Origin of the sequence: Bradyrhizobium jicamae (assembly GCF_018130695.1) — a bacterium.
GTDB lineage: Bacteria > Pseudomonadota > Alphaproteobacteria > Rhizobiales > Xanthobacteraceae > Bradyrhizobium > Bradyrhizobium jicamae_B.
This window is the reverse complement of record NZ_JAFCJX010000039.1, coordinates 31611-44501: the sequence shown is the minus strand read 5'-3', so window position 1 is coordinate 44501 and position 12891 is coordinate 31611. Positions and strand designations below refer to the sequence as shown.

Genomic DNA, 12891 nt, shown 5'->3' with positions numbered 1-12891 from the left:
GGAACGAAACGTTTCGGCCCTTTTTCTTTTAGGTGAGATCGCAAGACGTCACCGGCCGTTTTGCATGTTTGAGCGTGGCCAGTCCGGCCTTGCTGATCTTCAGCGTGACCCCGCCCCCCGTGTAGCGCGAGCCCGTCAGCGCCAGCCGCTTCTTCAGCGTCACCGCCTTGCCATCGAGCTGCAGATGCGCACGCGTGTCATATTGGAAAAAACCGGCCACGAACTGCGTTCCGTCGGCGCAGCGGTAGCTCCTGAAGGACTGCGCCGATGCGGGCTGAGATGCCAGCGCCCCGCTCAGAATTGCGCCGCACAGAATGCCGATCCCACGATAATTCATATTCTCACCCCGACAGGACGGTTATAGACCAAGACGCTCCTCTTTGAGCATGATCTTTTCGGAAAACCGCTTCACACTTTTCCGGATCATGCTCGATCGAGCCAACACGCCTTTGTCTCCAGCAGGTCTTGTCCGATGCAAAAATCCCCTGCCCGTCATCTCAACCTCGCCGGCGCCAGCAATTTCCGTGACCTCGGCGGCTATGCGACCCGCGACGGCCGCACAATGCGGTGGCGACAGATCTTCCGCTCCAACCATCTTGCGCACCTCACCAACGACGATGTGACGGTGGTGCGTGGGCTCGGCGTCACGCGTGCGTTCGATTTTCGCGGCGTCGCCGAGCGCACCGAGGCGATGTGCGGCATGAACGACGTGACGGTGCATTCGCTGCCTGTCGAGCCAACGGTGGTCGCGGCACTGCGCGCGATCGCAAGTGAGCGGGCGCTGACGACGGAGGACGCCATCGACGTGATACGCGAGTCCTATCGCGGCTATGTGCAGGACAATACGCAGCGCTACCGCACGCTTTTTGCACACCTCCTGGAAGACCGCGCGCCGCTGGTGATCCACTGCACCGCCGGCAAGGACCGCACCGGCTTTGCCTGCGCGCTCATCCTGCACGCGCTCGGCGTGCCCGACGAGGTGATCTCCGAGGACTATCTGCTCACCAACCAGTTCTACAAGCGCGACCCGTCCGTCACCAGCGATCTGCCCGACGAGGTCAGGCAGGTGCTCGGCTCGGTGCGGATGGCGTTCCTCGGTTCGTCGTTCGAGGCGATCGAAGCCGATTACGGCGGTCTCGACGCCTATTTCCACGATGGCCTCGGGCTTGGCGCAGTCGAGCGCAAGGAGCTCGAAGGTCGCTACCTGCAGTCCTGATCATTCACCGCTCTTCTGCACCGAGACGATGCGCGCCGCCGGCTTGCCGTTCTTGCCCGCAATATCGACCTGCACGCGGTAGTACGAGAACGGATCGCTCTTTGGGATGTAGAGCATCACGCCAAAGCGCGCGTGGCCGCCATTGTCGAGCTTGATCGGCGCGTCGTCGCGGACGCGGAAGGCATAGTTGTCACGCTTGGCCGCCGGCAGCTTCCCTTTCAGCGCCGGCGAGACCAGCGCCAGCAGATCGACACTCTCCGCGGTTGCACCGTCGATGCGATGATAGCCGAACGCATCGGTATTCCAGCGGCTGTTGGCGAAGTCGATCACGGCGCGGCTGTCGGGCGACCATGCGGTGACGAAATCAAAGCGGTTCGGCCGCATCTCCCCGTTCATCCAGTACTCGCTGCCGAGCTTGGCGAGCACCTGGCCGTCGGAAAGGCGGATCAGGAGATTCTCGACGTCGCCATTTGGAAATTCACCCTTTGCCGGCAAGCCGGCCGAACTGCGCCACGCGACCGCGTACTGTTTGTTGGGAGAGATCGTATCGGCCAAGACGCGCATCGCGCCCTTGCCCTCGCCGCAGACAAAGCTGTCGCCATCAGCCACGCAGGCATCGGCATGAGCACTCAGCGGGGCGAGCAATGACACGGTAAAGACGAGATACCTGAGACCGATGCGCATCGGCCGATCCTACCGGCCGCGTGCATCAGTCGTAAAGCACGACTTGAACGCGCCGGCCATCAGGCCGCCGCTTCAAGCTCCATCTCGGCGTCGAGATCGGCGATGACGTCCTCGAACGCCTGGATCGCCTGCTGAAGCGCTGCGATCTGCATCAATTCCCAGCTGCCAACTGGTCCGTTGCGGTTTTGCAGCGCCACCACGAGATCGCGCCGCTGCTCCTTAAGCTGAATGAGCGGTAAACCGTGATCCGGAAGACTTCCCATTGACGAACCCCCTGCTGGTCGAGGCCTGCTTGTATCCGACAGGGTTCTGCGAACGGCTTACAGAACTGGCGCAAATTTTAGCGAACAGGCGTACCCCGTAGTCTTACGTAGTCGGCGTGGATGTGCGTGCCAGAGCGTCGATGATCGCCTCGAACAGCGCCTGGGTGATACAACCGGTCGCCCATTCTCCGGTGTGAAGATTGTTCTCCTTGCCATCGTCGAGTTCAGGAAGCGGAATCCCGTCAGCAACCCATCGTTTCATGAGCGCAAATCGGCGAAACAAGTTGACGTTCCTGCCGGCGGAGACTTGGGCGATCATCGACATGAAATCATCGGCCCGCTTGGGCTTGTTGGCGATCGCCTGGGTAAACTGGGAATCCATGACCACGACGTCGAGCGGCAGCACGGCGAGCACATCGAGGCCGGCCTCGAACGTCGCTTGCACCTCGGCGATATTGTAGCTGTCCTTGAAGATCGCGTTGGTGCCGACCTGCCAGATCACCAGCGCAGGCGCCTCGGCAACGACGTCAGCCTCGATGCGCGAAAATTCTTCCGGCGCCTCCTGTCCACCGACCCCGCGGTTGACCACATCGATCAGCCGGCCGAAGAACTGATCCTGGCGCCGCAACAGCGTTTCGAGTCGCGGCGGATATGGCTGAACGCCGTCGCGGGTGCCAGCCGTGGATGACGATCCGAACGCGACCACCTTGATCTTGCGCTGACGCTTGAGCGCGGCCGCAAAACGCGGCAGCCCGTGTTCCAGCTTGACGATCTCGGGATGGGTCTGACACGGCCTTGGCTCGGGCATCGCAAGACATCCTGTGAGCGAACAATCCTCTGAATGCCCGCATCAGGACCCGCTTTTCGCGGCATTGCAAATGAAATCCGCCTGATCATAGTGGGCACTGCTGCAAGCGCCGAGGAGAACCGCATGAAAGGACAAGCCATCGTCATCACTGGTGCCCTCGGTGCGCTCGGCAAAGTGGTCGCAGCGGAAGCGCTGGCGCGCGGCGCGCGGGTCGCCGGCATCGATCATGCGGCATCACAACTTGCGGCCACGGCCGATCGCATCGAGCTCGGCGGCGTCGATCTCACCGATGTTGCACAAGCCAAACAGGCGATCGACAAGGCAGCCGCGCATTTCGGCCGGCTCGACGCATTGATCAATATCGCCGGCGGCTTCACCTTCGAGACGGTGACGGATGGCGATCCCGCGACCTGGCAGCGCATGTACGCGCTCAACGTCGCGACCGCACTCAATGCCTCGCGCGCCGCGATCCCGCATCTGGTCGCCGCGAGCAACGGTCGCATCATCAATATCGGCGCGATGGGGGCGCTGCAGGCAGGCAGCGGCATGGGCCCCTACGCGGCATCCAAGGCCGGCGTGCATCGCCTCACCGAAGCGCTCGCCGCCGAGCTCAAGGGCAAGATCACCGTGAATGCCGTGCTGCCCTCGATCATCGACACATCAGCCAACCGCGCCAGCATGCCGAAAGCCGAATTCGCCAAATGGGTGACGCCGAAGGAGCTCGCCGATGTGATCCTGTTCCTCGCCAGCGACGCCGCCAGCGCCATCACCGGCGCGCTGCTGCCGGTGAATGGACGGGTCTAATCCGGGATCAACAACCTCAGCCGCGACCTGAACCGGATGCTCTGCTTGCCGGCGAGCGCCATGCCTTCGGTCTCCGCAGTCGTGTCGGTGTAGCTCCCGGAGAAGCCGATGGTGACGACCTTGCGTTCCCAGACCGGGCGCTCACCATAGGTCGGCGAGTGCTCCTCGTTGGTGCATTCGCCCTTCCACTTGCCGTCGGCCGCGGTGTAGCTGCCATAGGCATAGAAGAACGAGTCGCCGCCGCGCAGCTGGCCGTCGCGCACCATCATGACGCCCTGATTGCCGCCGCTGACACCATCGAGGAACTCGATGGCGATGTGATAGAGCCCGTTTCTGATCATTGAAGTGGTCGCGCCTTGTCCCGGCCCCACTTTAGCCGTTCCGCTAACGCCCGGGCAATGCGCTGGCCTGATCCGCGCTATGCTCGGCCAAATGAGTCGCGGCGTAGCCGCCGGAGCCTGTCTGTTGGAAACCGCGCTTTACCTGCCCGTCAAACGCTTCCTCGAAAAGCTTGGCTTCACGGTCAAGGGCGAGGTCGGCGGCTGCGACCTGGTTGCGCTCAGCGATGGCGATCCCCCGGTCGTGGTGATCGGAGAGCTCAAGCTCGCCTTCAATCTCGAGCTGATCCTGCAGGCGGTCGATCGCGCTGCTGCTGCCGATGAGGTCTGGATCGCCGCAAAGATTTCCGCCCGCGGCAAGGGCCGCGAGAGCGATTCACGCTACCGCAATCTCTGCCGCCGGCTCGGCTTCGGCATGCTGGGCGTCACCAGTACCGGTGACGTCGAGGTGCTGGTGAAGCCGCCGACTGCAGCCCCTCGCCGCGATCCCAGGAAGCGCTCCCGGCTGATCGCCGAGCACCAGAAGCGCAAGGGCGATCCGGTCGCCGGAGGCTCGACCCGCGCGCCGATCATGACCGCCTATCGCCAGCAGGCGCTGGCCTGCGCCGCGGCGCTGTCGGCCGGTCCGCGCAAGGTGCGTGACCTCCGCGCCGCAGATCTGCCTGACGCCGGCAAAATCCTGCTGCACAATGTCTATGGCTGGTTCGATCGCGCCGAGCGGGGCGTCTATGTGCTGACCGAGGCCGGCCGCGCCGCCTTGAAGCGCTGGCCGCAGACGCCAATTGATCTCACGGGCGCCGCAGCGCCCTGACATTAACCAAGCAGAGGGGGGCGACATGATCATCGTAACCGGCAGTGTGACGGCCCGCCCGGACACTTTTGACGATGTCCGCAAGCTCAGCCTCGCCCATGTCCACCGCTCCCGCACCGAGCCGGGCTGCATCTCGCACAGCGTCAATATCGACTGCGAAAACCCGCTTCGACTGGTGTTTTTCGAGCAATGGGCCGACCGGGCCGCGCTGCAGGCCCATTTCACCGTACCCGCCTCCCGGGAGTTCGTCCGGTCCGTCCAATCGCTGACGGCGGCCGGAACCACGACCACCCTCGGGCTTTATGACGCCCAGAAAATTGAGAAGCTCTGACAAGGCGATTTCGAGCCAAATGGCGACCGCCCCTTGCATGGCTGGGATGCCACACCAAATTCATATTGCAATGCAACATAAGGAAGCATAGGTATCACCCGCGATTCAGAAATGAGGCTGAGATGAGCGGCGATTGGAATACCAAGTATGGCACCCGGCGCGTTCGGCATGACCCGCCGACGCTGGAGGAGGCAATCTTCGCCGCCATCGGCATCACCGACGACCAGGAAGCCCAGGCCGAGATCGCCTCGTCGCTGATGGGCCTGCCCTATGACGACGTGCTGGCCGAAGTGAAGAAGACCGCCCGCGTCTCGGCGCGCACCGGCATCGCCACCCGCGTCATCGCCGGCGAGCAAGGCGCCCAGCGTTCGGTCGTGGTCGAGCGCCGCGTCGTTCGCCGCTTCGCCACCGACAAGCGCTCGGCTTAAGAACCCACCTTTCAAGCAAAAGGGCAACTCGCTCACGCGGGTTGCCCTTTTTGATTCCTCTTTTGATTCCTGGCGACGTGGTCGACCCCTACGCGGCGCGACCCCAGCCATACATCTGCATCACCATTCGCCAATAGGCGCGGTTCATCTTGACGATGGTGTGCGCGGCCTCGATCGGCGTCACCGCGGCGGCGGTCGCCGCCAGAGGCTCCGGCTTGCTGTCCTGGCTCAGATCGATGCTGCCGGTGGATTCACCGTGGCGGAAGGTCAGATGCGCGCCGAACTTGTGCGCCAGCGCCTTCATCGCATCGTTCTGCGCGCCGGTGGTGATGCGCAGGCTCTGGTAGCCCTTGGCGTGGGCCTCCGCGATCAGCTTGCGGAACAGGATGCTGCCGACGCCCTTGCGCCGCACCGACTGCTCGACACTGAAGGCGATCTCGGGCTGCGCATCCGGCGACTGCTCCGGCGGATGCAGCTCGGCCGCGCCGCGCACGATGCCGTCCTCGAAATAGGCGATGATGACGGTGCCGTCATTGGCGCACTTCTCGGCATAGCGGGCGATGAAGCTGTCGTCGATGAACCCGTGAAACCGATCATGCCGGCTGGTTCGGTCCAGTCTTAACAGATGATCGCGCAGCAGGGGCAGCTCCTCCTGCTGGCTGAGAGTCCGCACGGTGCCGACAGCGCTCGCGGAACGTGTAGAATGGTAGTTCATTTCATATCTCCTCGTGGCAGCCCTCGAGGAGGCGTCGACTCCCTAACACCAGCTATATTGTGCGCCGCACCATAAAATTCAAGTATCAGGATTCATTTAAGTCTATACATTGGTATGATTGAATAAAATGTCGCTTTGGCGACCCTTTACCCCGATCATAATACCATCTGCGTTTGGGTTACGATCGCGACCAGCCTGCCATCCTCCGTCTCAAGCCGCGTGGTCCAAACCTGGGTCCGCCGTCCACGGTGAACCGGCGTCGCCGTCGCAACCACCGTGGCCCCCTCCTTCGCGCCGCCGATGAAATTGGTCTTGCTCTCCAGCGTCGTGGTGCCCTTGGCGTCCTCAGGCAGGTTGATCACGGTCGCGGCCGCCCCAACCGAGTCGGCAAAGGCCATGATTGCCCCGCCATGGATGGTATGATTGAGAGTGCAGAGGTCCGGCCGCACCACCATTTTGGCGACGACGCGATCCCTGTCAGCTTCGGTGAAGGTGATGCCCTTCAGTTCCGCGAACGGCATCTTCATCGACTGGATCTTTTCGAGCGGCGTCATGGACCCTCCGTTCCGTCGTTTCGTGGTTGATGCGGAGAATGGCCGCCGCGGGTCATTGAGGCAATGACGTCAGAGGTAATGGCGCCGTGACAAGGCGCCGCCGATTTTGCATATCCCTCCGATGCACCACTTCCCTCCCCGCCGGATCGTCTGCCTCACCGAAGAGACGGTGGAGACGCTGTACCTGCTCGGCGAGCAAGACCGCATCGTCGGCGTCTCCGGCTATGCGGTGCGGCCGCCGCAGGTCCGTCGCGAGAAGCCGCGTGTCGCCGCCTTCATCTCCGCCGATATTCCAAAGATCCTCGCGCTCGAGCCGGATCTCGTGCTCGCCTTCTCCGACCTGCAGGCCGACATCGTCGCCGACCTCGTGCGCGCCGGGGTCGACGTCCACGTCTTCAACCAGCGCGACGTCGCCGGCATTTTTGCGATGATCCGCACTCTCGGCGCCATGGTCGGCGCCGCCGAACGCGCCGACCAACTCGCGCGCGATTTCGAGCAGCGCCTCGCTGCTATCGCAGCTCAGCCCCGCCCCGGTTCGCGCCCAAAGGTCTATTTCGAGGAATGGGACGATCCGCTGATCTCCGGCATCGGCTGGGTCTCCGAGCTGATCGAAATCGCCGGCGGCGACGATGCGCTGCCGGATCTGCGCCGGCACCAGGCGGCGAAGGACCGCATCATCGCGCCGGAGGTCGTGCGCGAGGCTGCGCCCGAGGTGATCCTGGCGTCCTGGTGCGGCAAGAAGGTCGTGCCCGATCGCATCCGCAAACGCGACGGCTGGAGCGATATTCCCGCCGTGCGCAATGATCGCATCGTCGAGATCAAATCGACGATCATTTTGCAGCCGGGCCCCGCCGCGCTCACGGACGGGCTCGACGCAATCGTCGCAGCATTATGGCCGCAGCGCGATTGAACGAACGGTCAGGCACGACACACCAACAGCCATGAACAACATTGTCCGCAGCCTGGCGCTCGCCATCGGGCTCATCGCGAACCTTGCATCCGCGTTCGCCGATCCCGTCACGCCGCCCGGCAGTCGCATCAGCCTGACGCCGCCCAAAGGCTTCGGTGTCGCGACGACCTTCACCGGCTTCCTCAACCAAGCAAACGGCGCCTCGATCATGCTGGTCGAATTTCCACCGGTCGCCTTCAAGCAGATCAGCAGCGGCCTCAACGCGGAAGCCGTCGCCAAGCACGGCATGCGCCTCCTCTCACGCGAGACCATCGACGGCCTGCCCTATGAGCAGGTGACGATCCGCGCCGAGCAGCGCCTGAACGGACAGCAGTTCGACAAATGGATGATGACGATCAACGGCCTCGACGTCGTCGGCATGGTCACCGTCACGGTGCCGAAGCCCGCGCCCGCGCAACTGTCCGACGCAGTGATCCGCGCGGCGCTCGAGAGCGTCCGCATCAATGCGACATCGGCCGGCGATCCCATCGCCGCGCTGCCGTTCTCGATCGAGCCGACCGCGCGCTTCAAGTACCGCAAGCCGCTGGCCGGCCGCGGCATGCTGCTCAAGGAGACGCCGCCCCCGCCGGAGGGACAGCTCGACGACATCGGCTTTATCGTCTCGCTCGCTGCCGACACGACGGTCGCGTCAGCCGATCAGAAGAGCTTTGGCGAGCAGCAATTCCAAAACTCCAAAGCCATCACCGACAAGACGATTTTGAGCTCAAAGCCGATCACGACGCCGACCGCCAGCGGTTTCGAATTTCTCGCCGAGGGCAAGCAGTCGAGCGGCCGCCCGCTGCGCTATCTCATCGTCGCGCTCTACCCGGCCGGACGTCCCTTCATGCTGATGGGCGTCGCGCCGGCTGAGCGCTTCGACGAGGCGCTGCCGGAATTTCGCGCGATGGTGGAGAGCTTCAAGTCGAAGATGTAGCTTGCTCGCTTTCGTAGGGTGGGCAAAGGAGCGTAAGCGACGTGCCCACCACCCGCGGCGTGCTCGCGATGGTGGGCACGCTACGCTTTGCCCACCCTACGGCATCACGCCTTCTCCACACCGCACCATTCGGCAATGAACAGCGCGGTCGCTTTCGTCGACTTCCGCAGCGAGTCCAGCTCGACATATTCGTTGAAGCCGTGCATCGCCGCGCCACTGGCACCGAAGCACAGGCTCGGGATGTTGTGGTTCAGCCCATAGAAGCGCGTATCGGTCAGCGCGGTGAAGGCGCGGTCTTGCACCGCGCCGCCATAGACCGCCTGATGCGCCTTCGCGAAGGCCGCTTCCGGCGCCTCGGAATTCACGAGCTCATAGCCCTCCGACAGGAAGCCCGACCACTCCACGACAGGCGGATTGTTGGACAGGAAGCGATGATCGCGCGCGGCCGCGGAGACGCAGGCCAAAATCTCCTTCTGGCACTCCGCGATCGACCAGCCCGGCAGCACCGCGATCCGGCAATCGACGTCGCACCAGGCCGGCACGCTGGAAGCCCAGTCGCCGCCCTTGATGATGCCGGGATTGAAGTTGATGGGATGGACGACGTCCTTGAAATGACGGTCGGCCTTGGCGCGCTCGTTCCAGGCGATCTCGAGCTTCTCGATCGCATGGATCAGATGATACGCCGCCATGATCGCGTTCGAGCCGGCGCCGGCCTCGAACACATGCACGGGGAAGCCGCGCACCTTCAGGCGAAACCAGATCACGCCGACCTGTGAGCGGATCATCGCACCGTTGGTCGGCTCCGGGATGAAGCAGGCATCGGCGCGATAGCCGCGCTGCAGGGTCGAGAGCGCGCCGACGCCGGTGCTCTCCTCTTCGATCACGGACTGGAAGTGAATGCGCGCGGTCGGCTTCAAGCCGGCATTCTTGATCGCATCGAGCGCATAGAGGGCGGCGATGGTGCCCGACTTCATGTCGCAGGCACCGCGGCCGTACATTTTGCCGTCCTTGATCACCGGCGAGAACGGCGGCGTCTCCCACATCTCGAGCGGACCGGTCGGCACCACGTCGCAGTGCCCCTGCAGGATCAGCGATTTGCCGCCATTGGTGGTCGGACGGTAGGTGCCGACCACGGTACGCGCCCTGGAGAAATCGTGCTCGATCGGCCCGAAGCCGCGCAGATCCTTGAGATCATCGAGATTGATGTGCCAGTCGTCGACCTCATAGCCGCGCTCGCGCAGGAGATCGCCGATCATGTCCTGGCATGGCCCCTCGGCGCCGCGCGTCGAGGGGATCGCGACGAACGCCTGCGTCGTCGCGAGCTGCGCATCGAAGCCTGAGTCAACCGCGTCCAGGATTCGTTGTTGCGTGTCGGCGTTCATGCGGCAGCTCTCCTTTTTGAGATTTTGTGAGAGCCTATAGCCCGATTTCACCCCTCGGGGTATTGCACAAAATAGGCATCCCGGAGCGCATCATCGAGCACACGGCCTTCCCTGTAACCATCGAGGCTGTCCGGCCGCGTCACACCATCCAGCAACCTTGAACAGGGTTCCGGCTTGCCGAGCACGGTGCGCACGGGAATCTTTTCGGCATAAATCGGCAGCTCGTAGTCCTCGTCATCATCGGCCACGCCCTTGGCACGGATTTTCGCCGAGGCCTCCTCGATCTCCATCGCGATGAACGACGTCGCCTTGATCTCCTGCTTGCTGCTGGCACGCAGGCTCGCGGTGCGATCCGGAAAGAAGCGATCGACCATCGCCACGACCGCGCGCTGCTTCTCGTCGGGATCGGTGACAAGGTAAGCCGATCCGAACACCATCACCGCACGATAATCGGCCGAGTGGTTGAAGCCGCAGCGCGCCAGCACCAGGCTGTCGAGATGGGCGACCGTGAGGCAGACCTTCTGTCCCTCCGATTGGTTCTCCAGCATCCGGCTTGCGCTCGAGCCGTGCCAATAGAGCTTCGTCCCCTCACGCCAGAAGAAGGTCGGCGTGCAATAGGGCTGGCCATCGATCACGTACGAGACATGGCACAACATCGACGAGTCGAGAATCCGGTGCACGGTCTCGTGGTCGTAGAAGCCGCGGTCGTGGCGGCGCTTCACCCGGTTGCGGGATGACAGCGGATAGGAGGTGGAAGCGCCTTCAGTCACGGCAGGTCCTCGTGCGTTGATGTCGCGGCACAGTTGTACCTGCCGATTTGGTCTGCGATAGTGCCAATTCCATGCGAAAAATTCCGACCAATTCCGGTCCCTCGCCGCGCAAGGCCGAGCTGCCGCTCGACCTCTCCGGTCCGCACATCACGGCAAGCGCCGCTTCGCAGCACCGCCTCTATCAGGCGCTGTGCCATGCGATCGTCGGCGGCCTCGTCAAACCCGGCGAGCCGTTGCCGCCGTCGCGGATGCTCGCCAGGCAGACCGGCTTCCGCCGCAACGCCGTCACCACGGCGTATGAGCGGTTGATCGCGGATGGATTTGCCGAGGCGACCGTCGGCTCCGGCACCTTCGTCGCGTCGCGGATTCCGGCCCGCGCCGCCGACGCGAGGCAACGCAAGATCGAGATCGCGCCGCCGCAGCACACACCGTTCGCGCTCGGCTGCACCCATATCGACGAACGCGCGCTGCAGAATTTTCGCGCCTTCGCCGGCCGGCGGCTGCGCACCTTCGGCCCCGAGCATCTGCACTATGGGGATCCCCGCGGCACCCGCGAGCTCCGCGCCGCCATCGCCGATCACCTGATCGCGGCACGCGGGCTGCGCTGCGACCCCGATCAGATCATGCTGGCCTCCGGCACGCTGCATGCGCTGCGCATCGTACTGTCAGCGATCCTGAAACCCGGCGACCAGATCTGGTGCGAGGACCCCGGCTACCCCGCGGCCCGGCGCGCTTTTGAGCATTGCGGTTATCGCCCTGCGCCGGTGCCGGTCGATGCGTCGGGACTGCAGGTCGCCAAAGGCCGCGCGACGGCACCGACCGCACGCGCGGCTTACGTGACGCCGTCGCACCAGTTTCCGCTGGGCGTGCAGATGTCGATGCCGCGCCGGCTCGAGCTGCTCGACTGGGCGCGCGAGGCCGATGCCTTCATATTCGAGGACGATTACGACAGCGAGTTTCGCTACGACGGCGCGCCGCTGCTGTCGCTCGCCGGCATCGATCACCTCCGCCGGGTGATCTACATGGGCACGTTCTCGAAGACGCTGTTTCCGGGCCTGCGCATCGGCTACTGCGCGCTGCCGGAAAGACTGGTCGGGCCAGTCACCGCGGCGCGCGCCGCGCTCGACCGCTTTCCCGGCACGCTGCTCGAAGGCGCCGTCGCCGACATGCTCAACTCGGGCGCCTTCGCCGCAAACTTGCGCAAGGCGCGCAAGCGCTACCGTGAGGCGCGCGACGCGCTGGCCGCAACGCTAACCGACGCCTCCGACGGCCGGCTGACGGTCCCGGTGCCCTCGCAGGGCCTGCACCTCGTGGCGCGGCTCGATCCGGCGACCGATCCGGCCGTCGCCGCGCAAGCCAAAGCCGCCGCCAGCGTCGAAGGCTGGCTGCTGGCGGAGACCTACAGCCGCGCGCGGCCGCTGCCTGGTTTCGTGCTCGGATTTTCCGGCCACCCGATTCCACACCTGGTCCGCGCGGCGCAGGGCCTGGCGAAGGAAACGCTCGTCGCGCTCCGCACCGGCCGCAAGGTTCCAAAAGCGGCGCGCCTATGAGAATCGCCGAGGCCTGACTAAGTTGGCCGCCCGAAATCGGCACGGAGAATTCAGATGCCCGGTCGTCGCCACCTCTACGCTCCGGCCATGGGTTTGGCGATCGCGCTGAGCCCGTTCGCCCTGCCCGCGCTTGCCCAGCAACAGGTGGTGCACAACGAGCGCGACATCGGCGATCTCCGGGTCGGCCAGCGCATCTGGATCGATGACGGCAGCTGCCCGGCCGGGCAGATCAAGCAGGTCACGGGGTCGCAGCTGACGCAGAGCGGCGTAGTCCGCACCCGCACCTGCGTGCAGCGCTTCAAAAAATAAGCGCCGCTCTCGGAGCGCCCGTTGTCGTGATCGCGTTTTTGCAAG

The 12891-nt window shown here is 64.2% G+C and carries 18 protein-coding genes; 9 read left to right on the top strand and 9 right to left on the bottom strand.

All coding sequences use genetic code 11. From position 1 onward, the window contains the following. Positions 1-28: 28 nt before the first annotated feature. Positions 29-337, bottom strand: coding sequence for an MliC family protein (locus tag JQ604_RS36870; RefSeq protein WP_212365647.1), 309 nt, complete (start codon positions 335-337; stop codon positions 29-31). A gap of 135 nt (positions 338-472) precedes the next feature. Here JQ604_RS36870 and JQ604_RS36865 point away from each other — a divergent pair, with 135 nt between their 5' ends. Further along, positions 473-1216 (top strand): tyrosine-protein phosphatase, encoded by a 744-nt coding sequence (locus JQ604_RS36865; protein WP_212365646.1) that lies wholly within the window; start codon positions 473-475, stop codon positions 1214-1216. On the opposite strand, the gene JQ604_RS36860 is transcribed toward JQ604_RS36865, so the two are convergent. From JQ604_RS36860 to JQ604_RS36850, 3 genes are all read right to left on the bottom strand, one after another. Beyond that, positions 1217-1900, bottom strand: a complete 684-nt coding sequence (locus tag JQ604_RS36860) for a hypothetical protein (RefSeq protein ID WP_212365645.1) — start codon at positions 1898-1900, stop codon at positions 1217-1219. 59 nt (positions 1901-1959) lie between these two features. Further along, positions 1960-2163 (bottom strand): hypothetical protein, encoded by a 204-nt coding sequence (locus JQ604_RS36855; RefSeq protein WP_212365644.1) that lies wholly within the window; start codon positions 2161-2163, stop codon positions 1960-1962. Positions 2164-2266: 103 nt separating this feature from the next. Then, a complete protein-coding gene (locus JQ604_RS36850; protein ID WP_212365643.1) occupies positions 2267-2971 on the bottom strand; it encodes an SGNH/GDSL hydrolase family protein in 705 nt (234 codons plus the stop codon). A gap of 123 nt (positions 2972-3094) precedes the next feature. Here JQ604_RS36850 and fabG point away from each other — a divergent pair, with 123 nt between their 5' ends. After that, on the top strand, positions 3095-3775 hold the full coding sequence (gene fabG, locus JQ604_RS36845) for a 3-oxoacyl-ACP reductase FabG (protein ID WP_212365642.1): 681 nt from the start codon (positions 3095-3097) through the stop codon (positions 3773-3775). Here the strand turns inward: fabG and JQ604_RS36840 are convergent. Next, positions 3772-4116: a hypothetical protein gene (locus tag JQ604_RS36840; RefSeq protein WP_212365641.1), complete on the bottom strand. Its 345-nt coding sequence runs from the start codon at positions 4114-4116 to the stop codon at positions 3772-3774. The genes fabG and JQ604_RS36840 overlap by 4 nt on opposite strands. Before the next feature lie 124 nt (positions 4117-4240). Between JQ604_RS36840 and JQ604_RS36835 the strand changes: the two genes are divergently transcribed. From JQ604_RS36835 to JQ604_RS36825, 3 genes are all read left to right on the top strand, one after another. Next, positions 4241-4924 carry a DUF2161 domain-containing phosphodiesterase gene (locus JQ604_RS36835; protein ID WP_212365640.1) on the top strand — a complete coding sequence of 228 codons (684 nt, stop codon included), beginning with the start codon at positions 4241-4243 and terminating at the stop codon, positions 4922-4924. A 25-nt stretch (positions 4925-4949) separates the two neighbouring features. Beyond that, entirely contained in the window at positions 4950-5255 is a 306-nt protein-coding gene (locus JQ604_RS36830) for a putative quinol monooxygenase (RefSeq protein WP_212365639.1), read from the top strand. Between the two features lie 122 nt (positions 5256-5377). Further along, the gene (locus JQ604_RS36825) at positions 5378-5683 is read left to right on the top strand and encodes a hypothetical protein (protein ID WP_212365638.1); all 306 of its coding nucleotides are present in this window, start codon (positions 5378-5380) and stop codon (positions 5681-5683) included. Positions 5684-5771: 88 nt separating this feature from the next. On the opposite strand, the gene JQ604_RS36820 is transcribed toward JQ604_RS36825, so the two are convergent. Together JQ604_RS36820 and JQ604_RS36815 are read right to left on the bottom strand one after the other, a co-directional pair. After that, complete coding sequence (locus JQ604_RS36820; protein WP_212365637.1) at positions 5772-6398, bottom strand: GNAT family N-acetyltransferase; 627 nt, start codon at positions 6396-6398, stop codon at positions 5772-5774. A gap of 155 nt (positions 6399-6553) precedes the next feature. Further along, positions 6554-6952, bottom strand: coding sequence for a PaaI family thioesterase (locus tag JQ604_RS36815; RefSeq protein ID WP_212365636.1), 399 nt, complete (start codon positions 6950-6952; stop codon positions 6554-6556). 121 nt (positions 6953-7073) lie between these two features. On the opposite strand from JQ604_RS36815, the gene JQ604_RS36810 reads away from it, so the two are divergent. After that, positions 7074-7862, top strand: coding sequence for a cobalamin-binding protein (locus JQ604_RS36810; RefSeq protein ID WP_212365635.1), 789 nt, complete (start codon positions 7074-7076; stop codon positions 7860-7862). Positions 7863-7893: 31 nt separating this feature from the next. Continuing rightward, the gene (locus JQ604_RS36805) at positions 7894-8835 is read left to right on the top strand and encodes a hypothetical protein (RefSeq protein WP_212365634.1); all 942 of its coding nucleotides are present in this window, start codon (positions 7894-7896) and stop codon (positions 8833-8835) included. 104 nt (positions 8836-8939) lie between these two features. Here JQ604_RS36805 and JQ604_RS36800 read toward each other — a convergent pair whose 3' ends face one another. Further along, the gene (locus JQ604_RS36800; RefSeq protein ID WP_212365633.1) at positions 8940-10217 is read right to left on the bottom strand and encodes an ArgE/DapE family deacylase; all 1278 of its coding nucleotides are present in this window, start codon (positions 10215-10217) and stop codon (positions 8940-8942) included. A 47-nt stretch (positions 10218-10264) separates the two neighbouring features. Beyond that, the gene (locus tag JQ604_RS36795) at positions 10265-10987 is read right to left on the bottom strand and encodes a pyridoxamine 5'-phosphate oxidase family protein (protein ID WP_212365632.1); all 723 of its coding nucleotides are present in this window, start codon (positions 10985-10987) and stop codon (positions 10265-10267) included. A 71-nt stretch (positions 10988-11058) separates the two neighbouring features. On the opposite strand from JQ604_RS36795, the gene JQ604_RS36790 reads away from it, so the two are divergent. After that, the gene (locus JQ604_RS36790) at positions 11059-12537 is read left to right on the top strand and encodes a PLP-dependent aminotransferase family protein (protein ID WP_212365631.1); all 1479 of its coding nucleotides are present in this window, start codon (positions 11059-11061) and stop codon (positions 12535-12537) included. Positions 12538-12591: 54 nt separating this feature from the next. Then, positions 12592-12846 (top strand): DUF6719 family protein, encoded by a 255-nt coding sequence (locus JQ604_RS36785; protein ID WP_249159193.1) that lies wholly within the window; start codon positions 12592-12594, stop codon positions 12844-12846. The last annotated feature ends 45 nt before the right edge of the window (positions 12847-12891 follow it).

Bases quoted from the DNA above. Each gene is read 5' to 3' on its own strand.
- fabG (WP_212365642.1), top strand. From the start codon at position 3,095: ATGAAAGGACAAGCCATCGTCATCACTGGTGCCCTCGGTGCGCTCGGC.
- JQ604_RS36840 (WP_212365641.1), bottom strand. From the start codon at position 4,116: ATGATCAGAAACGGGCTCTATCACATCGCCATCGAGTTCCTCGATGGT.
- JQ604_RS36785 (WP_249159193.1), top strand. From the start codon at position 12,592: ATGCCCGGTCGTCGCCACCTCTACGCTCCGGCCATGGGTTTGGCGATC.
- JQ604_RS36860 (WP_212365645.1), bottom strand. From the start codon at position 1,900: ATGCGCATCGGTCTCAGGTATCTCGTCTTTACCGTGTCATTGCTCGCC.
- JQ604_RS36865 (WP_212365646.1), top strand. From the start codon at position 473: ATGCAAAAATCCCCTGCCCGTCATCTCAACCTCGCCGGCGCCAGCAAT.
- JQ604_RS36800 (WP_212365633.1), bottom strand. From the start codon at position 10,217: ATGAACGCCGACACGCAACAACGAATCCTGGACGCGGTTGACTCAGGC.
- JQ604_RS36855 (WP_212365644.1), bottom strand. From the start codon at position 2,163: ATGGGAAGTCTTCCGGATCACGGTTTACCGCTCATTCAGCTTAAGGAG.
- JQ604_RS36790 (WP_212365631.1), top strand. From the start codon at position 11,059: ATGCGAAAAATTCCGACCAATTCCGGTCCCTCGCCGCGCAAGGCCGAG.
- JQ604_RS36810 (WP_212365635.1), top strand. From the start codon at position 7,074: ATGCACCACTTCCCTCCCCGCCGGATCGTCTGCCTCACCGAAGAGACG.
- JQ604_RS36825 (WP_212365638.1), top strand. From the start codon at position 5,378: ATGAGCGGCGATTGGAATACCAAGTATGGCACCCGGCGCGTTCGGCAT.
- JQ604_RS36870 (WP_212365647.1), bottom strand. From the start codon at position 337: ATGAATTATCGTGGGATCGGCATTCTGTGCGGCGCAATTCTGAGCGGG.
- JQ604_RS36820 (WP_212365637.1), bottom strand. From the start codon at position 6,398: ATGAACTACCATTCTACACGTTCCGCGAGCGCTGTCGGCACCGTGCGG.
- JQ604_RS36850 (WP_212365643.1), bottom strand. From the start codon at position 2,971: ATGCCCGAGCCAAGGCCGTGTCAGACCCATCCCGAGATCGTCAAGCTG.
- JQ604_RS36830 (WP_212365639.1), top strand. From the start codon at position 4,950: ATGATCATCGTAACCGGCAGTGTGACGGCCCGCCCGGACACTTTTGAC.
- JQ604_RS36805 (WP_212365634.1), top strand. From the start codon at position 7,894: ATGAACAACATTGTCCGCAGCCTGGCGCTCGCCATCGGGCTCATCGCG.
- JQ604_RS36815 (WP_212365636.1), bottom strand. From the start codon at position 6,952: ATGACGCCGCTCGAAAAGATCCAGTCGATGAAGATGCCGTTCGCGGAA.